Annotated in this window: 22 protein-coding genes; 9 read left to right on the plus strand and 13 right to left on the minus strand. The window is 69.4% G+C overall.

The window, feature by feature from the left end; translation table 11 throughout:
• Positions 1–132: 132 nt before the first annotated feature.
• On the plus strand, positions 133–2,679 hold the full coding sequence (locus BLU81_RS19935; RefSeq protein ID WP_092546063.1) for a M14 family zinc carboxypeptidase: 2,547 nt from the start codon (positions 133–135) through the stop codon (positions 2,677–2,679).
• Positions 2,680–2,925: 246 nt separating this feature from the next.
• On the opposite strand, the gene BLU81_RS19940 is transcribed toward BLU81_RS19935, so the two are convergent.
• Positions 2,926–3,993 carry a zinc-dependent alcohol dehydrogenase family protein gene (locus BLU81_RS19940; protein WP_092546064.1) on the minus strand — a complete coding sequence of 356 codons (1,068 nt, stop codon included), beginning with the start codon at positions 3,991–3,993 and terminating at the stop codon, positions 2,926–2,928.
• Positions 3,994–4,104: 111 nt separating this feature from the next.
• On the opposite strand from BLU81_RS19940, the gene BLU81_RS19945 reads away from it, so the two are divergent.
• From BLU81_RS19945 to BLU81_RS19955, 3 genes are read left to right on the plus strand one after another with little or no spacing between them, the layout of a single operon-like run.
• A complete protein-coding gene (locus BLU81_RS19945) occupies positions 4,105–5,001 on the plus strand; it encodes a serine hydrolase domain-containing protein (RefSeq protein WP_092546065.1) in 897 nt (298 codons plus the stop codon).
• Between the two features lie 19 nt (positions 5,002–5,020).
• Complete coding sequence (locus tag BLU81_RS19950; RefSeq protein ID WP_157751691.1) at positions 5,021–5,902, plus strand: hypothetical protein; 882 nt, start codon at positions 5,021–5,023, stop codon at positions 5,900–5,902.
• Complete coding sequence (locus tag BLU81_RS19955) at positions 5,899–6,402, plus strand: hypothetical protein (RefSeq protein ID WP_157751692.1); 504 nt, start codon at positions 5,899–5,901, stop codon at positions 6,400–6,402. Before BLU81_RS19950 ends, BLU81_RS19955 begins: the two co-directional genes overlap by 4 nt.
• Positions 6,403–6,415: 13 nt before the next feature.
• Here the strand turns inward: BLU81_RS19955 and BLU81_RS19960 are convergent, their stop codons facing one another.
• From BLU81_RS19960 to BLU81_RS19970, 3 genes are all read right to left on the minus strand, one after another.
• Positions 6,416–7,039, minus strand: coding sequence for an SMI1/KNR4 family protein (locus BLU81_RS19960; protein ID WP_092546068.1), 624 nt, complete (start codon positions 7,037–7,039; stop codon positions 6,416–6,418).
• Between the two features lie 56 nt (positions 7,040–7,095).
• Positions 7,096–7,728 (minus strand): DUF2461 domain-containing protein, encoded by a 633-nt coding sequence (locus BLU81_RS19965; RefSeq protein WP_092546069.1) that lies wholly within the window; start codon positions 7,726–7,728, stop codon positions 7,096–7,098.
• A gap of 75 nt (positions 7,729–7,803) precedes the next feature.
• Positions 7,804–8,592, minus strand: a complete 789-nt coding sequence (locus BLU81_RS19970; RefSeq protein WP_231954660.1) for an IclR family transcriptional regulator — start codon at positions 8,590–8,592, stop codon at positions 7,804–7,806.
• Positions 8,593–8,760: 168 nt separating this feature from the next.
• Here BLU81_RS19970 and BLU81_RS19975 point away from each other — a divergent pair, with 168 nt between their 5' ends.
• Entirely contained in the window at positions 8,761–9,741 is a 981-nt protein-coding gene (locus BLU81_RS19975) for an isocitrate lyase/PEP mutase family protein (protein ID WP_092546070.1), read from the plus strand.
• Positions 9,742–10,049: 308 nt separating this feature from the next.
• Here BLU81_RS19975 and BLU81_RS19980 read toward each other — a convergent pair whose 3' ends face one another.
• Entirely contained in the window at positions 10,050–10,760 is a 711-nt protein-coding gene (locus BLU81_RS19980; protein WP_092546071.1) for a hypothetical protein, read from the minus strand.
• A gap of 229 nt (positions 10,761–10,989) precedes the next feature.
• Between BLU81_RS19980 and BLU81_RS19985 the strand changes: the two genes are divergently transcribed.
• Positions 10,990–11,724, plus strand: a complete 735-nt coding sequence (locus BLU81_RS19985) for a hypothetical protein (RefSeq protein WP_092546072.1) — start codon at positions 10,990–10,992, stop codon at positions 11,722–11,724.
• 173 nt (positions 11,725–11,897) lie between these two features.
• Positions 11,898–13,862 (plus strand): acyl-CoA dehydrogenase family protein, encoded by a 1,965-nt coding sequence (locus BLU81_RS19990; protein WP_092546073.1) that lies wholly within the window; start codon positions 11,898–11,900, stop codon positions 13,860–13,862.
• A gap of 129 nt (positions 13,863–13,991) precedes the next feature.
• Here BLU81_RS19990 and BLU81_RS19995 read toward each other — a convergent pair whose 3' ends face one another.
• From BLU81_RS19995 to BLU81_RS20025, 7 genes are all read right to left on the minus strand, one after another.
• The gene (locus BLU81_RS19995) at positions 13,992–14,387 is read right to left on the minus strand and encodes a type II toxin-antitoxin system VapC family toxin (RefSeq protein ID WP_231954661.1); all 396 of its coding nucleotides are present in this window, start codon (positions 14,385–14,387) and stop codon (positions 13,992–13,994) included.
• Between the two features lie 5 nt (positions 14,388–14,392).
• Positions 14,393–15,382 carry a hypothetical protein gene (locus BLU81_RS20000; protein ID WP_157751693.1) on the minus strand — a complete coding sequence of 330 codons (990 nt, stop codon included), beginning with the start codon at positions 15,380–15,382 and terminating at the stop codon, positions 14,393–14,395.
• Between the two features lie 24 nt (positions 15,383–15,406).
• Positions 15,407–16,018: a response regulator transcription factor gene (locus BLU81_RS20005; protein ID WP_092546076.1), complete on the minus strand. Its 612-nt coding sequence runs from the start codon at positions 16,016–16,018 to the stop codon at positions 15,407–15,409.
• Between the two features lie 26 nt (positions 16,019–16,044).
• Positions 16,045–17,223: a sensor histidine kinase gene (locus BLU81_RS20010; RefSeq protein WP_092546077.1), complete on the minus strand. Its 1,179-nt coding sequence runs from the start codon at positions 17,221–17,223 to the stop codon at positions 16,045–16,047.
• 20 nt (positions 17,224–17,243) lie between these two features.
• Entirely contained in the window at positions 17,244–17,993 is a 750-nt protein-coding gene (locus BLU81_RS20015) for an ABC transporter permease (RefSeq protein WP_092546078.1), read from the minus strand.
• The gene (locus BLU81_RS20020; RefSeq protein ID WP_092546079.1) at positions 17,990–18,904 is read right to left on the minus strand and encodes an ABC transporter ATP-binding protein; all 915 of its coding nucleotides are present in this window, start codon (positions 18,902–18,904) and stop codon (positions 17,990–17,992) included. Before BLU81_RS20020 ends, BLU81_RS20015 begins: the two co-directional genes overlap by 4 nt.
• Positions 18,905–19,015: 111 nt before the next feature.
• The gene (locus BLU81_RS20025) at positions 19,016–19,279 is read right to left on the minus strand and encodes a hypothetical protein (RefSeq protein WP_092546080.1); all 264 of its coding nucleotides are present in this window, start codon (positions 19,277–19,279) and stop codon (positions 19,016–19,018) included.
• 351 nt (positions 19,280–19,630) lie between these two features.
• Here BLU81_RS20025 and BLU81_RS20030 point away from each other — a divergent pair, with 351 nt between their 5' ends.
• Together BLU81_RS20030 and glxA are read left to right on the plus strand one after the other, a co-directional pair.
• Entirely contained in the window at positions 19,631–21,214 is a 1,584-nt protein-coding gene (locus BLU81_RS20030) for a glycosyltransferase family 2 protein (protein ID WP_231954662.1), read from the plus strand.
• Positions 21,211–23,160, plus strand: coding sequence for a radical copper oxidase GlxA (gene glxA, locus BLU81_RS20035; RefSeq protein WP_092546081.1), 1,950 nt, complete (start codon positions 21,211–21,213; stop codon positions 23,158–23,160). Before BLU81_RS20030 ends, glxA begins: the two co-directional genes overlap by 4 nt.
• Here glxA and BLU81_RS20040 read toward each other — a convergent pair.
• Positions 23,153–24,154, minus strand: a complete 1,002-nt coding sequence (locus BLU81_RS20040) for a glycoside hydrolase family 6 protein (RefSeq protein WP_092557350.1) — start codon at positions 24,152–24,154, stop codon at positions 23,153–23,155. The two genes, glxA and BLU81_RS20040, sit on opposite strands and share 8 nt — an antisense overlap.
• Between the last annotated feature and the right edge of the window lie 32 nt (positions 24,155–24,186).

A 24,186-nucleotide genomic window follows, 5' to 3' on the forward strand; every position in this document is an offset into this window, starting at 1 on the left:
GATCAATCTAGTTGATCAACAATGGCTGAGGGGAGCGCGATGACCTTAACGGTATGGTGAATCAACCACATCGATCGTTGCGTATCCGTCGGGACCCGGAGAGGGTCGGGGTCATCCCAACGGAGGTGCTTTGTGGACTTGTCCCGCACGCTGGCCGGATTCGGCTCCCGCACGCTGGCCGGATTCGGCGCCGCGTTGCTCGTGACCGCCCTGATCGCCGATCCGGCGACCGGCGCGCCTGGAGAGAACCCGTCGACTCGTGACTTCGGCAACGGGGCCGAGCGCAACGAGATCGCCGCCGTCGAGAGCGCCCTGGCCGCGCGGTTCCTGCCCGGAGCGGCACCGGCCGCCACCTGGACGATCAAGGGCGGGAAGGGCTACCCGCGGCAGTCGGTGCTCCCGGTCTGGCCGGAGAACCCCGCCGACCGGTCGATCAAGCTGGGCCTGGTGCCGTACCACGCCATTGCCCCGAAATTGAACGCCCTGCAGAAGGCCTCGGACCGCGTCTCCGCGGAGATCGCCGGAAGATCGGCCGGAGGCCGGGACCTGTATCTGGTGACGGTGACCGCGCCCGAGTCGGTGACCGAGGCCGCCCGGCAGGACCGGTGGCGCAGGCTGATCGAGGACGATCCGGGCGCCGCCAAACGCGACAGATCACTCAAGGCGGGCTACAAGACCCCGGTCTGGATCAACGCGAACATCCACGGCAACGAGTGGGAGGGCACCGACGGCGCGCTGCGTGTCATCGAGCGCCTGGCCACCGCCACCGACACCGCCACCAGGGACTTCCTCAAACGCAGCCGGGTCTACGTGACGGTCACCAACAACCCGGACGGGCGCGTCGCCGGGACCCGGGCCAACGGCGCCGGATTCGACATCAACCGGGACCACGCGACCAGTTCCCAGCCGGAGTCGCGGGCGGTGCGGGACGTGGTCATCGCGACGCAGCCGTTCGTGATGCTCGACGAGCACGGATACACCGGGACGACACTGATCGAACCGGCCACCCCGCCGCACGGGCAGAACTACGAGTACGACCTCTACATCAAGCACGCCCTGCCGAACGCGCTCGGCATGGAGAAGGCCATCCAGCAGCTCGGGTACGAGGAGACGACCCGCGCCGACATCCCGTTCCGGGATTACGCGCCCGGTGACTGGGACGACTGGCCGCCGATCTTCACCCCGATGTACGCGATCTACCAGGGCGCCGTCGGCCACACCGTGGAGATCCCACTGAGTGTCAACGGTTCGAACTACGACAACCTGCCCGTCGCCGAGCTGCAGCGCCGGTCCCGGATCAACACCGATGTGGCGGCCGCGACGATCGAGGCCACGCTCACCTACGCCGACACCAACAAGGCGTCGCTGCTCGCCGGCCAGATCGAACAGTTCCGCCGCGGCTGGGCCGGTGAGCCGTCGCCGGTGATCCCGGACGGTTTCGTCGACGGTTTCGGCCCCGAGGACCGCTACACCGCCACGTTCCCGCGCGCCTACGTCATCCCGGCCGGCACTCCAGCCGCCGCGCGCCTGGTCGATCACCTGATCGCCCACGACGTGCGGGTCAAGCGTGCCGTCTCCGGTTTCTCGGTCAACGGCCGCCGCTACGGCGCGGGCACCTACCTGGTCGACATGCACCAGCCCAAACGGGGCCTCGCCAACGTGCTCCTGGAAGCCGGCCGCGACATCTCCGCCTTGGTGCCGCAGATGTACGACATCTCCGGCTGGAGTCACGGCCTGCTCTGGGGCGCCACCGTCGACACCAGCCGCACCGCCTTTCCGCGCGTCGTCACCAAACCGGTGACCAAGGCTGCCGCCACCGGATCGGTCGACGCGCCGCGCGGCCGGGACCTGAGCCTGTCGCTGCGCGACGGCAACGACTTGCGAGCGGTCAACGAGCTGCTCACGCTGGGGATCAAACTGCGGCGTACGGACGCGAGCACCGTCGTGGTCCCGGCCGAGGCGCGGTCCGAGGCGGTCACGATCGCCGAGACCACTGGCGTACGGTTCACCGCGGCCCCGCGCAACGCCAAGGGCGACGTCTTCGACCAGCCGGTGATCGCGGCCGCTGTCTCCGCCGACGAACTGTTCGCCCTGAAGGAGATGGGCTTCGCCGTACGAACGGTGTCGACAGCCGTCCTCAACAGCGGCTTCGACCTGTCGACGGCCGACACGCTGATCGTCTCGTCCGGCCTGTCGTATCCGGCGCTGAACGCGACCGCCAAAGCCTCCGTCGACGCCTTCCTGGCCCGCGGCGGCGGAGTCCTGACCAGGGGAAACACCGGCGCCGCCTTCAACACGTCGGCGAAGATCCTCCCGTCGGCCACCGCGGTGGCCGGCCGTGGCGACGCCAACGGAGTAGTGAACGTCCAGAACACCGGCCCGATCGTCGGTGCCGGCTCCCTGCCGCACTCGTTCGTCTACTCGCCGCTCTGGTTCACCGGAACCGGCTTCACCGTCGAACAGCGGTACGGCACCACCCCACTGGTGGCCGGCCACTGGCTACCCACCGCGGCCGGCACGAACGGCCCCACCCAGGCCGCCGGCCAGCCCGCAGTGATCTCCGGCACCACGGCGGGCGGCGGCAACGCAGTCCTGTTCGGCACCGAGCCGTTGTTCCGAACCCACCCGAAGGGCCTGTACGCCCAGTACGCCCGAGCCCTCCTCTGGACAGCCGCGTAAAGCCGACCCCCGCGCAAACCCGGACCGCCCCGCGCAAACCCGGACCGCTCGTAAAGCCCAACTCTCGAATCCTCGCTAGCGCCCCACCCACCCCCGGAGCCTCAACCACCGCTAACTCTCTAACCGTCACCGCGAAAGTGCCCTGACATTCACGCCGACCCAAGGTTTTGGGCGGGGCAGTGCCCACGGAGGGATCAAGCCTGACCGCCCGGAGTGGGCACTGCCCCGCCCAAAACCGCCCCACACTCAAGGCCGAAGCAGCACCTTGACGGCCCGCCGCTCGTCCATAGCGGCATAAGCCTCCGCCGCCCCCGACAAAGGCAGCTCGAGGTCGAAAACCTTGCCCGGCTGGATCCGCCCATCGAGAACCTCCGGAAGCAGCTCCTCGATGTAGCCACGGACCGGGGCGACACCACCGCGCACCCCGACGTTGCTGCTGAACATCTGACCGACCGGCAACTCCGGACCGCCCGCCGGGACACCGACGAACCCGACCTGCCCACCCGGCCGGGCCGACCGCAACGCCTGATCCATCGACTCCTTCGTGCCGACACACTCCAGCACGATGTCCGGGCCGATGCCGTCGAACATCTCCTTCAGCTTCGCGATGCCCTCCTCGCCGCGCTCCGGCACGACGTCGGTGGCGCCGAACTCGACGGCCAGCTTCTGCCGGGACTCGTGGCGGGACATGGCGACGATCCGGGCCGCGCCGAGACGCTTGGCGGCGATCACCGCCGACAGCCCGACCGCACCGTCACCGACGACCGCGACCGTGGAACCCGCTGTCACCCCGGCCGACAGGGCCGCGTGATGGCCGGTGCACATCACGTCGGACAGCGTGAGCAGGCCCGGGATCAGCGCCGGATCGGGCTCCCCGCCCGGGACGACGACCAGCGTGCCGTCGGCGAGCGGCACCCGCACCCGCTCGCTCTGCCCGGCGTCGGCCCGGCCCTCACCCTTGACCTCGCCGCCCCACCAGCCGCCGTTCAGACAGGACGTGCTGAAGCCGTTTCGACAGTTCAGACAGGTGTTGCAGCAGACGTAGAACGGGGCGATCACAAAATCGCCCACCTTGACCGTGGCGACCGCGTCACCGATCGCCTCGACGACACCGACGAACTCGTGCCCCATCGGCCGGGCACCGTCGGCCTGCCGGACCCCGCGATAACCCCACAGGTCGGAGCCACAGACGCAGGAGGCGACCACCCGGACGATCGCGTCGCGCCCACTGGCCTCCGGACCCGTCGCCAGAACCGGGTCGGGCGTCTCCTCGACTCGGATGTCCTTCTCGCCGTGCATGAAAACCGCGCGCACTGCTCATCTCCTTGCTTGTCGTACCGCTCGGGTCCCAGCTTAGGAACCCCGGCAGTCCCGGAAGAAGGCCCTGTCATTACCAGTAGCGGCGGCATCGGCTATAGATGTGCGGTGACTGACGATCTTCTGGCCGACTTCGTCCGGGCCGATCAAGAACAGGACCTGGGGGCGTACGGCATTCACGTCCACCAGGAGGGCAAGCCGCCGATCGAGCACCGTTTCCGCTCCGACGACCGGGTCAACCTGTACTCGGTGGCGAAGACCTTCACCGCGGTCGCCCTGGGACTGGCCGAAGCCGAGGGCCGCCTCACCCTCGACGACCGCCTGCTCGACCACCTGCCCGAACTGCGCCCACTGGCCGCCGACGGCTTCGAAGACGTGACGTTGCGTCATCTGACCCTGATGACCAGCGGTTCCGGCCTGCGCTGGCACGCGCACGAACGCATCGACGCGGCCGACCTGCTGCACGACATCGTCGCCGCGCCGCTGGTAGCCGCGCCTGGGACGCGTTACGCGTACACCGGCACCGGCCCTTATGCGGTAGGCCGGGTGATCGCCCGGGCAACCGGCGCGAACCTCCGCGATTACCTCCTGCCTCGCCTCTTCCAGCCGCTCGACCTGCACAATCCCGCCTGGCACTGCTGCCCGCTGGGTTTCCCGTTCGCGGAGAGCAGCCTGTTCCTGACGACATCCGAGCTGGCGCGTTTCGCCCGCCTGCTGCTCCAGGACGGCGAGTGGGAGGGTCGTCAGATCATTCCCGCCGATTTCGTACGCGGGATGGTCGCCGATCCGGTAGCCACCGGTTACCGCGGCCACCTCTCGTACGGCTACGGCTTCGGCGTCTGGATCGGCCGCGACGACACTTACCGGATGGACGGCGCTTACGGCCAGTTCGCGGTGATCGCCCCGGCCCACCGCGCCGCGATCACGGTGACCGCCCACTCGACGCGAGACGCCGACCTGCTGACCGCCGTCCACGACTTGGTCCTGTCCCGCCTGGCCCCCTGACCATTAGGGTGCAGCCATCATGAGCCACCGATCGCATCAGTACCTTCTGCCGCGCCGACAGGTGCTGTCCACCGGAATCACCGCGTTCGCCCTGCTGATCACCGGTGCGGCCTGCACCGGGGACACCACTGAGCCCGAGGCCGGGGATCCCGGAGCGGTCGCGGCCGAACTGCTGCGGGCGGCGACAGCGGATCTCACCGGTGCCGCCGCCGTCCACTGGACCGGATCGTTCCCCTCCGCCGCGGAACTCCGCACCGGCGTCTACCAGGTCGACGTGCGGACAGCCGGCAACGGAGCCCTGCTCGGCACGGTGACGATCGGCGGATGGACAGCCGAGGTCATGGCCGTCAGCGGTCACACGCTGCTACGCGCCGGTGAAAGGTTCTGGCGCCAGGGCGGGGTACTCGACGGCCGGCTGACACACTTCCGGAACCGCTGGGTGGTCATGTACGACGGCTTCTTCGGCTTCGACCTCGGCGCCCGCCTGAACCCGGGCGCACTGCTGGGCGGGGCGGCACCGGGTGCCGTGGTGACCCCGGCCACCACCACACCCGAGGGCACCGAGATCCGCTGGACCGACGTGACCTACCTGATCGCCGACCCGACCACCCCTGGCGCGACCGGAACCGGGTTGATGCGGCTCACCACGACCGGGACTGCCGAGTCCCCGGCCCGGCTCGATCTGCGACCTGTCGTGCTCGACGGTGACGAGTGTGCTGAGTTGTTCAGCCGGTTACGGGTGGAGGCGATCCAGCTGATCCAGGCCCGCGATCACGGCAGTCAGCCGGATCAGGCGGGGCAGACGCCACCGGCGTTCGACGTGGGGGAGGTCGGCCGGATCGTGTCGGACCTGGACCGGGACATCGAGGCCTTGCGCCGGTCGGCGACGATGTGGGCATGACGGGGACGATCACACGGCACTGGAGGTCCGCGCTGGTCACACTGGTGATCGCAGCGGTCGTCGGCGGCGGCCTGTGGTACTGGTTCACCCCCGCGACGTCGCCACCCGTCGACCCGGCGGTGGCGGCGGAACTGGAAGCGCGCGTGACACCACTGATCGAAGGCGCGGAGTCGGAGTTCCTGCCGGCCGGGCAGCGGTCCGTGTGCGGGGTGCGGGTCCTCGGAACGGAACCGGCCGTGACCACCGCCGCCGAGGCGGCCACGGCATATGCCTGGGCCTCCTGCGCCACGCTCGGCTCCGAGATCCGCAGCGAGTCGGTCATCCCGGTCCGGGTCCTGCTCAGTCCGGCTGTGCAGGTCGATCGGGCGCAGCCCTGGGACTACAGCGACGGCCGGATCACCACGATGTTCCCGGAACGCCTGCACGACGCCTTCCTGAACAACGGCCCGCCCGGCGGCTTGGAAGCCGGCCTGGCGGCCCGGATCCGCGAGGTTGCCTGATCGGAGATCCGTCTCAGACCAGCGACCCGCCGTCGAGACCGGCCGTGGCCTGTGTCGGCTGGACCGGGCGCAGTGGCTGGCCGTCGAGTTCGGTGCGGTCGGCGAGATCCCACCACAGGTCACCGGCGACAGTCAGGTAGGGGTGCCATTCGCCGATCGGGGTACCGGTCTCCAGGGATTCGACGACCGCGTGAAGATAGTCGCTGAGAGACGGCCAACCATCGGCGAAGTCCGCCGGGTTGCTGGTCGGCGCCAACCCGACCCGGCCGTCACGCCCGTCGACGATCTGCAGCCCCATCCCGGCGTCGGCGAACGGGATCCAGCGTTCGTGCCACCACGGTTCGGCGCCCGGCTGATGGGCGGTGAACCCGTCGACGTCCTCGGCGATCTCCATCCGGATCTCGTAATGTTCGACGATCTCGGCGACCGCCAGCGGGGCACCCCAGGGCAGCAGGTTGTTCCACCTGGTCAGGCCGTCGTGCCGCCGCAGCGACTCGGCCAGTTCGGCCGGAAGTTCGACTCCGGCGGCGGCGATCCGCGCCTCGTCGGCCGGAAACGCCAGCGCCGCCAGCCCGCCCGGCGAATGTTGCCGCAGCCAGTTCTCGATACGGATCCAGGCTGCTGTCACGTCACCCATGGTGTGAATCTAGGCCCTGTGTAAGGGATCGCGTGGGAGCAAGGCGTGGCCCAGGACTAGGGGGCGGGCGGGCCGACGTGGTGGTCGAGCCAGTCTTTGAGGGGCCGGCTCGCGCGGAAGAAGGTGACGATGCGGTCGCGGGCGGCGGCCGTACCCATCCACTCGGCCGGTTCCCACTCCTGCCAGGTGGTCAAGCCCTTGTGCCGGAGCAGCTCGACCCGGGGATGATCTTTGGGGAAACCGCGGGGTGCCGTCTTCAGGCTGTCGTGGCCGTGGATCTCCAGGCCGGCCTTCTCCAGGTCGGCGAGCAGTTCCGGCAACGACGGGCCGAGGCGAGGATCGGTCAGCGTACGGCGGTAGCGGTCCAGTTGGTCCGGGGCCATCCGGTACATACCGCATCCGGCCGCCAGTCCGTCGCCGGAGAGTTGAACATAGAACCCGGCCGCCATCCAGATCCCCAGATGCGTCTTGTACGGGCTCTTGTCACGGCTGAACCGGACATCCCGGTGCGGCCGGAAGATCTTGCCGGGCCCGAACTCCGGCTCCAGTTCGGCGAGCAGTTCCCGCCCGGGCTCCCGCACCTGCTCCTCGTAGAATGCCTGACGTTCAGTCCAGTAGGTCTTCGAATTGTCGGCGGCGAGACCCTCGTAGAACTCGAGCGCCTCACTCGGCCAGCCGCGGAACGTCACCCGGCCAGCATGCCACCGGCCGCCGTGCCGCCCTACCACCGGCCGCCGTGCCGCCCTGCCGTCGGTAGCCGAGCCTCACTCCCGGCGGTAGCCGAGCTGGGCGGAGATCCGGCCCGCCGCCTCCCGGAGGCCGGTGCTCGCGGACGTGTCGGCGTCGGGCCGGAACCGCGACGCCGGACCGGCCAGGCTGAGCACGGCCACCACCCGGCCGTCGTGGTCGAAGATCGGCGCGGCCACCGACGCGGCTCCGGCCTGACGTTCGCCGAGCGATGTCGCGTAGCCACGCTTACGGATGGCGGCCAGGTCCTTGCGAAGTTTCGCCGGGTCGGTGACGGTCCGGTCGGTGATCGCCGGTAACGGACGCCGTTCCAGGTAGGTCTCCACCTCGAAGTCCGGCAGGAACGCCAGGAACGCTTTGGCCGAGGCCCCGGCGTGCAGCGCGGACGGGATGCCGAGGCTCAATTCGAGACGCAGCTCCTGGTCGGGCACCACCTGGTCGACGTAGAGACGGGCGTCGCCGCGCCGCAGCGAAAGGGTGGCGGTCTCGCCGGCCTGGGCGGAGAGCTGCCGAAGCTCGGGGGCGGCCATCGCGCGCACGTCGGTGCGGGCCAGGTAGGCGCGGCCGAGGGCGACGGCGGCGGGCCCGAGCGCGTAGCGGCGGGTGGCCGGGTCGACGGTGATCAGCTCGCGGCTGCGCAGGGCGGTGAGGATCCGGTGCACTGCCGCTTTGGTCAGGCCCAGGGCGGTGGCGATCTCGGTGACGCCGAGGTCGGGCTGGTCGGTGCGGCCGAAGTGGAGGAGCACGTCCATGGCGCGCTCGACGGCGGCGATGGATCGGGACTGACCCTCGTCCTCTTTCAGCACTGAGACCCCCAAACCTGCCTTTTCTGCACTCTAGCCCGCGATTTCGCGGTGCGAAACGCCGTATTGACAGCGGCGACCGAGCACAGCGGGCACCATCGGACCTCTGTCTTTCCTCGCTCACCCGAGGCTGAGTGGCGTGGCGGGCGATTTCGGGGTACACAGCCGATCATGCATGTCTCCGCACTGCGAGCACTCCTCGCCGCCGACCGGGTCACCCACGTCCCCGGTGTCTACGACCCGGTCACCGCGGCGCTCGCCGTGCGGGCCGGTCACCGGGCCGTGCACCTGGGCGGGTCGGCCGTGTCGGCGACTCTGCTGGGCCGGCCCGTACCCGACGCCCAGATCGCCGACCGCGCGTCCACACTGGCCCCGGCACTCGACGGGGTCCCGCTGCTGGCCGACGCCGAGACCGGCTTCGCCGAGCCACGGCAAGCGGTGTGGACCGCCCTGGCATATTCCCGCGCCGGAGTCTCGGGCCTCCAACTGAACGACCGGGCCAGTACCTCCGGCCCCCACCCACGGGACAGAGGCAGCGTCTCCGGCACCCGCCTGCAGGACCAGCCCGGCGTCTCCGGTTCCCGCCTGCAGGACCGGGACGGCCGGAGACGGCTCGGGAAACTGATCGGGATCGGTCAGGCGACCGCGACGATCGCCGCCTTGGCCGAACAGGTGCCGGAGATGGTGGTGATCGCGCGGACCTGCGCTTTCCCGGAGCTAGGGCTGGACGAGACGATCGTGCGATGCCGCGCCTACGCCGAGGCGGGAGCCGACGCGGTGCTTCCCGAGGGCGTGGACACCGTGGAGGATTGGGCCCGGTTGCGGGCGGCGCTTCCTGGCGTACCGCTGGTGATCGATCGCAGTGAGGCCGCGCCGGGGAAGACCGTGCTGCCGGACGCCGACCTCGCCCTCGCCGGTGTCCGCCTGGTTCTGCATCCGGTGACCGCGCTGCTCGCCGCCGTGCGGGCCGTCTCGCTCACCTACCGGGCGATCGCCGACACCGGCAGCGCCGAACCGGTCGACCGGATGCCGTGGGCCGCGATCACCGAGCTCACCGTTCAGGAGGAGACCCGCGACGCCCGGCCCGCTCCCGCTCCCACATCGACGCCCGCGCCTGGGCCCGTTCCCGATTTCGGAAATCTACAGACCTGACGGGCCGCTGGCGCGCCCGCTTGCGCATGTCCCGCCGATGAAACGCCGTGCACAGGCCCGGATGGATACCGGGCCTGTGCACGTCTGGGACTCCGCGCACGTGACCAGCCGAACTGTGTGACCTGGGCCACTGCACTTCACGACCGGTGGGTCGGTGACCGTCCCCTTCCCGTCATCAGAAACCCGGGAACGAGGGGAACCAGCGATGCACGAGATAGTCGTTCTGGGAGCCGGCTACGCGGGGCTGACCACGGCGACCAGCCTGATCGGCCGACTCGGCGGGCCAGGCGAACGGGCCGGATCCGAATTCAGAGTTCGGTCAGCATGCCCGACTCGACCAGTGTGATCAGGTCGAAGACGTCGTCCTCGCCCGGCGCGGTGAGGTTCGGGACGGGGACGCCGACCTCGGTGATCGTGCCGGACTCGCCGCGGCGGGACCAGCCGACCGGGTAGGGCTCGCCGGTCGCCGCCACCGACACCTCGGCGCCTCCGCCGTCGGTCAGCGTGATCATCCCGGCCTTCGGTTCCTTGCGTAGCGGACCCTCGGTGGCGAACGTCGTGTCGAGCAGCTCGCCGACCGTGAAGTCCTTACTGATCGCCCGGCTGTCGAGTGTCGGCGGGACCAGCATCCACCGGTCCCCGACGATCTCCCGGCCGGCCGCCGCCTCCCGCTCACTGAACCTGGCGGACCAGAACCGCTCGTCACCCTTCAGGTATCGCTGACCGTCCACCACCAGCCACTCGGTGCGTTCGTCATCCAGCACGACGGTGCCCCGTGCGGCGTTCCCGGCGATCCGCAGATCGACCGTGCGGCCGGCGGCACTGCTGGTGAATCGGAACGACGGCGCTTTCCGTAGCGACTGCCCGGCCCGTTCCAGGATCGCCGCCGCTTCGAGCGCCTCGATCCCGTTGGCCGAGGCGGTCACCGCCGGTGACGGCGACGGCACCGGCTCAGGAGACGGCGGTGCCTGGCATCCGGCGACCAGCAGTAGTGCCGCCATCCCGAAGCTGAATCGCATCCGACATCCCCACCATCACTCGAAATCGAAGCGTCGAGGAGCCTATCGGGGTACCGGACGGGCCTACCGGCTGGTTCTCCGGCACCCGGTGGGATGTGGGATTAACCTCAGGCGCGGAAGCACCGATGTTGATCGTTTCGTTGCCGGGCACGGATAGGTTCACGCGGCTCAACTGATACGAAACGAGCCGCGCGGGGGACATTCGTGCGGCAAGAAATGAGAGTTCCTGATGAGGAAGTTTGCGTTCCGGGTCGGCTTCGCCGCCGTCGCCGCCACCGCGATGCTGCTGTCCGGATGCGGCAGCAGCGACAGTGACGGCACCGGTAACACCGCGACGGTGGACACGGCCGCCGACAACGGGGTGGCCGCGCTCGGTGCCGACGAGATCCTGACGAAGGCCAAGGACGCCCTCAAGAAGGCCGGTTCCTACCGGATGAAGGGCAGTGCCACCGAGAGCGGCACGACCATGAACCTCGACTTCAGGATCTCCGGCACCGATCTGCAGGGCACCCTGTCGCTCGGCGAGAGCGCCGACATCGAGCTGCTGTCGGTCGGCGGCCAGCAGTACATGAAGCCGAGCGAGGGCTTCTGGACCATGCTCGGGATGGGCGCGCAGGCCAAGACCATGACCGAGAAGCTGGCCGGCAAGTGGGTGCTGGTCCCGACCACCGACGAGTCGCTGACCGGCATCTTCGGCGCCGCGAACGTCGACGAGGTCCTGAAGCCGACCGGCACGCTGGCGAAGGGCGAGGCGACCGAGATCGCCGGCACGCCGGTCATCACCCTGACCGACAGCGGCGACGCCGAGAACCAGATGTTCGTCGCCACGAAAGGCGAGCCCTACCCGGTCAAGCTGGGCACCGCGACCGGCGACGGCGTGGCGTTCAGCGACTTCGGCGCGAGCTTCACCGACATCAAGGCGCCCGCCGAGGGCGAGTACATCAAGAAGGAAGACCTGAGCTGACGCCCCCGGGCGGGAGCGTCCGCGGTGAGGGGACGCTCCCGCCCGGCGGTCGCGGTGCGGCCGGGACGGGCCGCCGGCCTCGCGTGGGTGGCACGGGGCAGGCCGGTTGGCGGTGAGGTGTTACACGTACCGGAAAGCGGTTTTGAAGGTTACTCGCGGGTAATATGGGTTGCATGATCAACGGAGTCACCGCATCTCTCACCGCAGTGCTCGACGGGCGCTGGGCGCACATCCGGCAGGCCGTGCGGGACGGGCTCGGCGCCGAGTTCGTCAGTGTGGCCGGTGAGGGTGGCGACGAGGCCCGGGCGCGGGTCACCCGGTTGATCAGGTCGCTGCCGACCGATGTCGGGGTGGCGGCCGCGTTCCCGGTGGCCTATGGCGGCTCCGCTGATCCCGGAGGCTCGACCGTCGCCGCGGAGATGCTCGGGCAGGTCGACCTGTCACTGATGGTGAAGGCCGGCGTGCAGTGGGGCCTGTTCGGCGGGGCGGTGGTCGCGCTGGGCACCGCCTATCATCACGATCGGTACCTGCGGGACATCATCTCGGCTGATCTGATGGGCTGTTTCGCGATGACCGAGACCGGTCACGGGTCGGACGTGCAGCAGTTACGCACCACCTGCACCTACGACCCGGCGTCCGGGACTTTCGTGCTGCACACCCCGCATGAGGCGGCCCGTAAGGATTACATCGGCAACGCCGCGAAGGACGGCCGGATGGCTGTCGTGTTCGCCCAGCTGATCACCGGCGGTAAGCGGTACGGCGTGCACGCCTGGATGGTGCCGATCCGTGCCGAGGACGGCACCCCGATGCCGGGTGTCACCATCGGTGACGCCGGGCCCAAAGCGGGTCTGCTCGGTGTCGACAACGGGCGGCTCAGTTTCGACCACGTGACGGTTCCCCGGGAGATGCTGCTCGACCGGTACGGGCAGGTCGCCCCGGACGGCACCTACCACAGCAGCATCGAGAACGACACGCGCCGCTTCTTCACCATGCTCGGCACCCTGGTCCGCGGCCGGGTCACCGTCGGTGCGGCGGCGTCCGCGGCCACCCGCAACGCCCTCACCATCGCGGTCCGTTACGGCGACACCCGCCGCCAGTTCACCCGGCCCGGTGACGACCGCGAGGTGGTCCTCAACGACTACCTGGCGCACCAGCGCAAACTTCTGCCGGCGCTGGCCCGGACTTACGCTTACGTCTTCGCCCAAGAAGAACTCGCCGTCACCATGGGTGAAGTGCAGAGCGGCACCGGCCCGGTCGACGAACACCGCCAGCGCGAACTGGAATCCCGTGCCGCCGGCCTGAAAGCCGTCCAGACCTGGCACGCCACCAGCACCATCCAGATGTGCCGGGAAGCGTGCGGCGGCGCCGGCTACCTCGCCGAGAACCGCCTGCCCGGCCTCAAAGCCGACACCGACGTCTTCACCACGTTCGAAGGCGACAACACCGTCCTGCTCCAGCTGGTCGCGAAAGGTCTGCTCACCGGCTACCGCGACGCTTTCGGATCACTCGACGGGTGGGGCCGCGCCACGTTCGTCGCCGAACAGGTCCGCGAGATGGTCCTGGAGCGCACCGCCGCCCGCTCCCTGATCCAGCGCCTGGTCAGCACGGTCCCCGGCCGTGACGAGGAGGTCGCGGTCACCGACCGGGGCTGGCACCTGGCGGTCTTCGAAGACCGCGAGAAGCACCTCCTCGAGAGCGTCATCCGCCGCCTCCGCAAGGGCGCCGCCACCAAGAAGGACAGTCCCTTCGACATCTTCAACGACGTCCAGGACCACGTGCTGTCCACCGCGCTCGCGCACATCGACCGGATCACGCTGGAAGCGTTCGTGGCCGGAATCGATCGCACCACCGACCCGGCCGCCCGCGAGCTGCTCGCCAAACTCTGCGACCTGTACGCCCTGAGCACCATCGAAGCCGGCAAAGCCTGGTTCCTGGAACACGGCCGCCTGACCCCGGCCCGCTCCAAAGCGATCACCGCCGTCATCAACGACCTGCTCCGCGAACTGCGCCCGCACATGCGCACGCTCGTCGACGCCTTCGCCATCCCGGAGGAGTGGCTGAACGCCGCGATCCTCCGCGAGGAACCGTCCCGCCAGGACACGATGGCCAAGGAGGACGACGCGGTCCGGGCCACCTGAAAGATCAACCCCATGCGCGGGTACGCCCACCACTCCCGCCCGACTCACCCGCCTCGTGCCGGTCCCCGCGAGGAGGGCGGCCCCTGACGGCCGCCCCGCGCCCGCCGGGCGTGAGCGGCCCGCCCGGGTTCAGGAGAGCAGCACCAGACCGGGAAAGCTCTCGAAGTGCCGGCGATTGAGCGTGAGCAGAGGCGCATTGTGGTAAATCGCTGTGGCGCAGATCCACAGGTCGTTGGTCTCAGTGTTCTGACCGAGTGGATGCGCTGACTGCTGGGCCTGACTCTTCAACCGTCCCCAAAGCCGGGCCAGATCGTGGTGGTAGGGAGCGACGACATACCGCCGGATCGCCTCCTCGAGCTGATCGACGCGGCGTTGCCCCCATCCCCGCTTCGCCGCCCCGAAATGTACCTCGGCTACGGTCGTGGAGCTGATCACCGGAATCGTGCCGACCAGTTGGGATGCCAGTGCGGTCGCCGGAGCCGTATTCCGCCAGAGGTGTGAGAACGCGTCGGTATCGACGATCACGTGCTTCACTCGTCACCCGTCCTGGTGGACCGGACTGCGGCAAGGAACTCGTCGAAATCCTCGATCGGGGGCCCACTCAACTCGCCGGCGACGGTGACCGGCCGGATCCCCTGCTCACGTGCGAGATCGTCCAGAGAACGTGGCCGGGCGCTGTCCAGCGCTTCCAGCCGGGCAAGGTGCAGGACATGAACCGAGGTGCCGTTGGGATCGAACTCGCCCATGCCCTCGGCCATGACCATCTGGTCCATGGCGTCCAGAACAGCATCGCGAAGGTCCAAGTCGAAATCGCACAGAACGCTGCCCGCGTAAGTGTCGACACGGCACCGCAAACCAGCTGGTGAGAAGTCGCCCATATGTAACCGGCCGACAACTGTCACCGCCTGCTGGACCGATTCCGGCTGGACGGAGCGCACTGCCCTCTGCAACGCCTCGTCGAGGGTGAACAGCACCGTATCGCCCCGGCGGAACTCGATGCGTGTCACGTTGCTCATACTGATCCCACCGGTCAGGTCGCGAATCCCATTGATCACCTGAGGCGTGAAATGTGTTGGGAGGACCGTCGGGTCGCGATGAAGGCTGTTGACACCCGCCTCGAGCGCGTCCAGTGAGCTACCCAGAAGGTCGTCGAGACTGAGTTGCCCGGTCCGGGCGACCTGGAGGATGGCCGATCCCTGCCGGAATCCGACGAAGTCCAGCCGGACGGCGTCGACGATCTCTCGGGGCCTGCGGCCAGGCCGGTTGGTGTTTCCGCTGATACTCAACGCGATCCGTTCGAGGGAAGCCTGCAAGCCTCCAGCAAGCCGGGCCAGCTCGGACAGCGGCAGGCGCCCGCCTTCGGTGGCCGGCCCGGTGGCGCGGATGATCAGGTCGGTGTCATCCGGATGATTCTCTGTCCGGCTCATCGAACTGGCCTCCGCCCCGGTTGCAAGCTGGTGAAGACCATCATGCCCTAGTCGCGTGTCGGAATACTGTCCGAAAGTGGTCTCATCCTTCACGTCGCCACCAGGACGGCCAGGCAGTCAGGTGAGTAGCCAGCCGTTGTCGGTGGCCAGGCGGGCCGCTTCGGCTCGGGTTCGGGCTCCGGTCTTGCCGATCGCCGCGGACAGGTGGTTGCGGACCGTGCCGTCGGAGAGGCGCAGTTCGTGGGCGATGTCGGCGACCGTGCCGCCGGTGCGGGCGGCGCGCAGCACGTCGGTCTCCCGGTCGGTCAGTGGGGAGTCGCCGTGGGTGAGGCTCTGGGCGGCCAGGGCCGGGTCGACCACGATCAGGCCCTGGTGGACCCGGCGGACGGCGTCGGCGAGTTGCCGTGCGGGAGTGTCCTTGACGACGAAACCACCGGCGCCGGCGGCCATCGCCTGTCGGAGGTAACCGGCCCGGCCGAACGTGGTGACCATCAGCACCCGGCATCCGGGAACCGCCTCGCGCAGCAGTCGCGCGGCGGCGATGCCGTCCAGGCCGGGCATCTGCACGTCGAGCAGGGCCACGTCGGCGGCGCGGGTGCGGGCTGCTTCGACCACTTCGTCGCCGCGGCCGACTTCGGCGACCACGGTCAGGTCGGTCTCCAGGTCGAGCAGGGCGGCCATCGCGCCCCGGACGAGTGCCTGGTCGTCGGCGAGTAGCAGTCTGATCACTTGCGGGCTCCGGGAGGGTTCGGGGTTCACGGGACCTCCATGCGTACCGCGAAGCCGGGTTTGCCGTGTCGCCGGCCGACGGTGAGCCGGGCGCCCACCTCGTCGGCCCGGCGATGAAGGCCGGACAGGCCCTGCCCGAGGACGACACCGTCGGACGCGGACTGGGCCGGCCCGGGAACGACACTGTCGAAGGCGGACAGGCCCGGCCCGGGAACGACACCGTCGGCCGTGGGCCGGATCGGCGGGAGGGCGGTGCCGTCGTCGACGATCTCGACGCTTGCCGGGGTCAGGTGGATGGTGGCGTGGCGGGCCCGGCTGTGGCGGACGATGTTGGTGACGGCTTCCCGGATCGTCCAGGCGAACAGTTCGCGGTTGCGGGTGGGCACGTCGTCGGCACTGCCGGGCAGGTCGGCGGCGACGTCGGCGGCGGCCAGGGCGGCCCGGGCGGCGGCGATCTCGCCGGGCAGGGAGACGCCGCGGACACCGAGGGCGGTGGCGCGGACGTCGGCGAGGGCGTCGCGGGCGAGGGCTTCCAGGCCGGCGAGTTCGGTGCGGGCCCGGTCGAGGTCGACGTCGAGGAGCCGCTGGGCGAGTTCGGCTTTGACGGCCACGACGGTGAGCGAGTGGCCGAGGATGTCGTGCAGGTCGGCGGCGATCCGGGTGCGTTCGCCGGCGACGGCGATCTCCCGGGTGGCGTCCTGGAGGCGGTTCTGCCGGTCGACGGCGGTCCGCAGGCCCCAGGTGGCGGCGCCGGCCAGGACGACGGCGAGCGCGGCGCCGTCGCCGTCCTGCCAGCCGGGCACCAGCCGCACGGTGGACTCGACCGCCACCGCGAGTGTCGCGACCACCGCCAGGCCTTCCCGCTGGGGCAGGCCGATCATCGCGGTCGCAGCGATGTAGACGGCACACGGCAGGGCGTGTGATCCAGCGGCCGGCACCTGCAGCAGCGCCAGGCCGAGCATGATCACCAGGCCGAGCCGGACCGGAAGCCCGATCCGGGACGCCGCCGCCCGGCCCTGCCGGATCTCCCGTAGCGAGCCGGTGAGCAGCACGTAGACGATGACGAAGAGGGTGATCGCGACGAGGCCGGTGTCGCGCCACCCGCCGCCCGGGTGGTCGAGCAGGGCCCGGACGGTCCCGGTGAGGTAGAACAGCCACATCGCGGCGAAGATCCAGCCGTGCCTGAACGATGCGGGCGAAGCCATGGAAGGCACGTTACCGGTGGTCAGACGCGGGCGGTGTCGCGGCGGAAGCGCCACATGGCGCCTGCGGCGAACAACCCGGTCCAGGCGACCACGCTCACCAGGGCGAGCCAGATGTCACCGTCGTGGGTGAGGGGGTAGCGGGCGAGTTCGCCGACACCGTACACCGGGGTGAACTTGGCGATCGTGGCGAAGGTGCTGCCGAGCTGGTCGGCGGGGACGAACAGGCCGCCGGCGAAGGAGAGCACGGCCAGCACCGGACCGAGGATCTGCATGACGTTCTCACTGGGCAGCAGGTAGCCCATGAACAGGCCGAATGCGGCGAAGACCAGCGAGCACAACCAGGCCAGCAGGGCACAGGCGAGCCAGGCGCCGATCGGGATCTCGGCGCCGGAGAACGCGCCGACCAGGTTCACCGCGAGCACCGCGACCGCGCCGACGATCATCGCGACGATGATCTTCATGGCGATGTACGCCGCCGGGGTCAGCGGGGTCAGCCGCAGCTGCCTGCTCCATCCGGCGGCCCGCTCGATGGACACCATCGCCCCACCGGAGGTGGCCGCCAGCATCGCGCCGTAGACGGCCATGCTGACCAGGATGTATCCGGTGACGTTGCCGTCGCCGACACGCTCGGTGCGGTATTCCGGGCTGGATCCGAAGAGCAGGAAGAACGCCGCGGGCATGATCAGGGTGAAGATGACGGTGCGTTTGTTGCGGGTCAACCGGCGGATCTCCAGGCCGATCACGCCGATGGGCAGGGCTCGGGTGGTCATGCTGCGTCCTCCGCGGTCAGGGTGAGGAAGGCGTCTTCCAGGTTCCGGGAGGTGATCTCGAGATCCCGGGCTTCGGTACGGGTGAGCAGGTGACGGGCGATCGCGTCGGAGTCACGCCCGTGCAGGTGGACGGTGTCGCCGCGGACTTCGGACGACTCGACGCCGGGGATCCGGGACCAGTCGGTCAGGCCGGCGCCGGGCAGGGTGGCCCGGACGGTGCGCCCGGCAGCGAGTGCCTTCACCTCGGCGGCGGTGCCGTCGGCGACGATCCGGCCGCGGCGCACCAGGACGATCCGGTCAGCGTAGGCGTCGGCCTCTTCGAGGTAGTGGGTGGCGAAGATGACGGTGCGGCCCCCGGCGGCGTCCTCGCGGATGGCGTCCCAGAAGTCGCGCCGCCCGCCGACGTCCATGCCGGTCGTCGGTTCGTCGAGGATGAGCAGGTCGGGATCGGGCAGCAGGGCCATCGCGAACCGGAGCCGCTGTTGCTGGCCGCCCGAGCACTTGCCGACGAGCCGGTCCCCGATGTCGGCGATCCCGGCCCGTTGCAGGGCCGCGGTGACCGCCGTCCGGGGTTTGCCGAAGAGCAGCGCGGTGAGCCGGGCGGTCTCCTCGACGGTGTAGTCCTTGAGGAGTCCGCCGGTCTGCATGACCGCGGAGATCCGGCCTTGGGCGACCGCCTCGCGCGGTGGCAGGCCGTGGATCCGGACCGTTCCGGAGTCCGGTCGGGTGAGCCCGAGCAGCATGTCCACGGTGGTGGTCTTGCCGGCGCCGTTCGGGCCGAGCAGGGCGACCACCTCGCCGGGGCGGATGTGCAGGTCGATGGAGTCGACGGCGGTGACCGTGCCGTATCGCTTGATCACACCGGCGAGTCGCACGGCGGCCGTGGTCTCGCTTGAAGCCGTGAGCGTCATGGATCGATCCTGACCGCCGACGGGCGTGCCGCCATCGATCTTTCGTCATGGTCCGCCCATGACATCCGTCATGGGCGGACCATGGACGCGAACGAGCCCGGTTACCGAGGGTCAGCCTTCGTAGCGGGGCACCACGAGCGGGTGCCGCTCCTCGTCACGCGCGGCGATACCGGCCATCGACCGCATGTACTGGCTACGGGTGATCTCGCCGTCCATGAGCTGAGCACAGAGCACGCCTTCGAGACTCTCCGGGGCGAACAGGGCTTCCGGAACGGTCAGCGGCTCCGACTCAGCGGACACGTCCGCCCGCACCCCGCGCACCGCGAGCACGCAGGCGGCGGCCAGAACCAGGATGAGAAGGGACAGGATCAGCATCGCCACCGCCTTGTCGGATCACCGGCGGGGCGCTCATGCCCCACCTGACAGAGAGAACGGAATTCGGGGCGTGTCGGTTCGAAGAATTTTGTTACTGACCGCTACGAACTTTCGCCGGCGATCATGCGGCCACGCTGAGACACGACACGAACGGCGTACGCGGTATGCCCGAAATTTACTAATTCCGGCTATCTTGCCTCCGTGACCGGAAAGAGTGTTGTATCCAGTCTGCCGGATTATGCAGGTTTCAGTCTCCTCGCCGGCGATCCCGAACCAGCCCCCGAAGGCGACTACCGAGTCCGATTGAAGCCGTTGTCCGGGCGCAGTCCCATCCGGTCGACGTTGATCGCGGTGTTCGCGTTCGCTTTCGAGAGCACCTTCTTCGGCTGGCTCATCGACAAGGTCGAACTGCCCGACCGCCGGATGGAGTTCGTACTCTTCGCGGTGACCGTGTTCATGATCGCCGCGACCGCGCTGATCGAACTGTTCCGGCTGGTGAACGTCGTGACGCTGTGCCTGGCGACGTTACGTGCCCGGGACCCGGTGCCGGTGCCGCCGGACGGCCGGCTGCGCGTCGCCTTCCTCACCACGATCGTCCCCGGCAAGGAACCGGTCGAGATGGTGGAACGGACGCTGCGAGCCGCCGCCCGGATCAGGCATCCGGGGCGCTATCACGTCTGGCTGCTCGACGAGGGCGACGATCCCGAGGTCCGCGAGATGTGCGAACGGACCGGAACCCACCACTTCAGCCGCCGGGGGGTGGCCGACTGGAACACCCTGGCCGGCCCCTTCAAGGCCAAGACCAAGCACGGCAACTACAACTCCTGGATGGATCGGCACGGCGGCGAGTACGACGTCTTCGTCTCGGTCGACCCGGACCATGTCCCGCTGGAGAACTTCTGCGAACGGCTCCTCGGATACTTCCGCGACCCGGACGTGGCGTTCGTGATCGGACCGCAGATCTACGGCAACTACGACAACGTCATCACCAGATGGGCTGAGTCGCAGCAGTATCTGTTCCATTCGCTACTGCAGCGAGCCGGTAACAAGCTCGGCATCCCGATGCTGGTCGGCACCAACAACGCGGTCCGGATCGCGGCGCTGCGCCAGATCGGTGGCCTGCAGGACTCGATCACCGAGGACATGGCCACCAGCCTGGCGCAGCACAGCGCCCGCAACCCGGCGACCCGGCGCCGCTGGAAGTCGGTCTACACCCCGGACGTGCTCGCCGTCGGTGAGGGCCCGTCCTCCTGGACCGACTATTTCAGCCAGCAGCACCGCTGGTCACGCGGCACCGACGAGGTGTTCGTCGCCGGTTTCCTGCGGATGATCCCGCGCCTCGGGGCGCGCCGGACCCTGCACTACCTGCTGCTGATGGCGTACTACCCGCTGACCGCGCTGGCCTGGCTGCTGGGCGCGGCCACCGCCACCTTCCACGTGGCGCTCGGCGTCAAGGGTGTGCAGGTGCCGCAGCAGGTGTGGCTGATGCTCTACGTGGACGCGGCGCTGTTCCAGGTCGGCCTCTACATCTGGAACCGGCGGCACAACATCAGCCCGCACGAGCGGGCCGGGTCGTCGGGACTCACCGGCATGCTGTTGTCCACGTTGTGCGCCCCGATCTACGTGACCTCGTTCCTGCAGGCGGTGCTGCGCCGGCAGGGCGGGTTCGTGGTCACCCCCAAGGGCGACTCGGCCAGCCCGGACCGGCTGCTCACCTTCCGTACCCATCTGCGGTGGGCCCTGTTCTTCGCCGTCCTGCTGGCGCTGGGCGCGGTGACCGGTCACGCGCACGGCTTCATGTGGCTGTGGCCGTCGCTGAACCTCGCCCTGTGTCTGACTCCCCCGGCGATCTGGGCGCTGCAGTCGCTCGGCCGCGCCACTCCCCCGAAAGCTGAGAAGGAAGAGGAACCACAGATGATCGAGATGGTCACATGAGCCCGCGACAACGGCCCAGTCTGGCCCGCCGGGTGTTCACCCTGTTGGTGGCGATACCGCTGATGGCCGCCGTGGTGATCGTCAACAAGCCGATCGTGGGTTTCGCCGCTGAGCGTTACCACGAGTTCACGATCAACAGACCTACCTACAAGCAGCAGTACGGCCATTGGTCGCGTCTGCGGATCCCCAGCGAGTTCAAGGTCAACGCGATCCACGCCGCCATGCTCCGGACCGGCAAGGTGCTGATCATCGCGGGTTCCGGCAACAACCGGGACAACTTCGAGGCCGGCACGTTCCGGACGATCCTGTGGGATCCGCGCACCGACCGGTTCAAGGACGTGCACACCCCGACCGACCTGTTCTGCGGCGGGCACACCTTCCTGCCCAACGGGAACCTGCTGGTCGCGGGCGGCACCAAGTCGTACGAGGTGCTGGAGGCGAACATCAAGTTCGCCGCCGGGGTCATGAAGATCAAGAACGAGTCGCCGGACGGCGGGCCGCGGGCGTTCCCGAAGGGCACCCGTTTCCTCGGCACCAACGGCCGGGTCTACCTGACCCGCGCCGACGTGACGGTGCCGGCCGCCGCCAAGGTGACCCACGGCAACCACACGATGGTGCACGCCGGTGAGGTCGAGGTCTGGGTGGACGCCGCCGAACAGGGCGACGCCCCGATCGTGACGGAGCCCGGCCAGTATTCCGTCGAGGGTCTGACCGGCGCCGACACCCGTAACCTCTACGGCATCGCGGAGAAGATCACCCGGGAGAAGCAGGAGTACGGCGGGGACAAGACGTCGTACGAGTTCGACCCGGTCGCCGAGCGTTACGTCCGGACCGCCGACATGACCGAGCACCGCTGGTATCCGACGTTGTCCACGATGCCGAACGGCGACATCCTGGCCGTCTCCGGACTGGACGAGTTCGGCCGGATGCTGCCCGGAACCAACGAGCGCTACCAGGTGAAACAACGTAAGTGGGTGGCCGCGCCGGAGCTGAAGCGGGTCTTCCCCACGTATCCGGCGCTGTTCCTCACCGAGGGCGAGAGGCTCTTCTTCTCCGGTTCGAACGCCGGGTACGGCTCGGACACCGAGGGGCGCACCCCCGGCTTGTGGGACGTGACGAAGAACCGGTTCCGGACCGTCCCCGGGCTGAAGGACGCGAACATGACCGAGACCAGCGCGTCGGTGATGCTGCCGCCGGCCCAGGACCAGAAAGTGATGATCATGGGGGGTGGCGCGGTCGGTGACTCGCCCGTCTCCACCGCCCGGACCGCGATCGCCGACCTGGACGAGAAGCAGCCGCGGTACCGGCCCGGACCGGACCTGCCGGCGCCGACGCGGTACCTGAGCACCGTGGTGCTGCCCGACGACACCGTGTTCACCAGCGGCGGCTCGTCGGGGTACCGAGGTGGGCCGTACCAGGGGAAGAACCGCAGTGACCTGCTGACCGCGCACATCTACGATCCGGCTCGCGAACAGTTCCGGAAGGCCGCGGCACCGTCGGTGGGGCGCAACTACCACTCGGAGGCGCTGCTGCTGCCGGACGGCCGGGTGGTCTCCATGGGCAGCGATCCGATCTACGACGTGACCGGGAAGAACCCGGGCAGGTTCGAGCAGCGGGTGGAGATCTACAGCCCGCCGTACCTGTTCCGGGGGGACCGTCCGTCGATCGGCGGCGGGCCGCGCACGATCGCCCGCGGTGCCAGCGCCCAGTACGCGACCGGGGACGCCGCCCGGATCACCGGGGCCCGGCTGGTCCGGCCCAGCGCCGTCACCCACGGCACCGACGTCGATCAGCGGTCGGTGGAACTGGGCGTGCGGCGGGCCCCCGGTGGGGTGACCGTCTCCGTACCCGCGAAGTCCGGTCTGGTCCCCTCCGGCTGGTACATGCTCTTCCTGATCGACGACAAGGGGGTGCCCTCCCGGGCGCGCTGGGTCAGAGTCAGTTAGTGGCCAGCCCGAGCGCGTACTCGGGCCACCACTGACCCGCGGGCGGCGCGTCCGGCAGGCATGGCCCGTCGGACTCGCCCGGCCGCTTGATCCAGAGGAACGCGTCGACCCGCGGCGTCCCGGTCTGGGTGGTCGGCGACGGGCCCAGTGCCCGGCCGGGCGGATTGCACCAGTGGCCTTCGGCGTCCTGTGCGTCGACTGGGGCCGGGCCGTTGCCGTTGCGGCTGGTGTCGATCACGAAGGGCAGTCCGCCGAGACGGTCGGAGACCGCCGTACCGTAGATGATGTTGTCGTCGGTGGTCTCGAAGTTGGCCACGTTGAGACTGAACCCGTCGGCCTGCCGCACCCCGGCGCGTTCCAGCGCCTCGGCCACCCGGCCCACGTCCTTGATCCAGCCCGGGTTCCCGGCGTCCAGGTAGACCTTGGCCAGCGGCTCCTGTTTGAACGCCGCGACGGCTTCGCTCAGCAGCTGGTAGCGCTCGTCGGCGACCGGGCCGGAGACGCAGCCGTCGATCAGGTGCGGGATCGCGTCGGGTTCCAGGATCACCACTGCCGAACTGCCGCGGACGGCGGCGGCCAGCTCGGTGATCCAGGTCCGGTAGGCGGCCGCGTCCGGTGCGCCGCCGCCGGAGTGCCCGCCGCAGTCACGTTGCGGCACCCAGTACGGCACCAGCACCGCGGTCCGCCCGTCCGCGGTGGCCGCCGCGACCAACTGCCGGGCCTTGTCCTGGAAACCGGGGTCGGCGTTGGCGAACCAGACGGCCGTCGGCGACTCGGCGATGCGGCGCAACGCGGTCGCGTCGGAGAACCTGCCCTCGGTCTCCCAGGTGGCCACCTGCTGGACGGCCGGAGCGTCGGGTTCGACGAAGAAGCGGGCGGCCGCCGGGGACGGTGACGGCGACACCACGACGGGCGGAGGGGGTGTCTCGTCCGGCGAGCAGCCGCCGAGAGCGATCATCATGGCCAGACAACAGAGCGCGGGTAGCCTTCTCATCCGGACGAAGGCTACCGGTCCGGACATACTTG

The organism is Actinoplanes derwentensis (assembly GCF_900104725.1).
Taxonomy (GTDB): domain Bacteria; phylum Actinomycetota; class Actinomycetes; order Mycobacteriales; family Micromonosporaceae; genus Actinoplanes; species Actinoplanes derwentensis.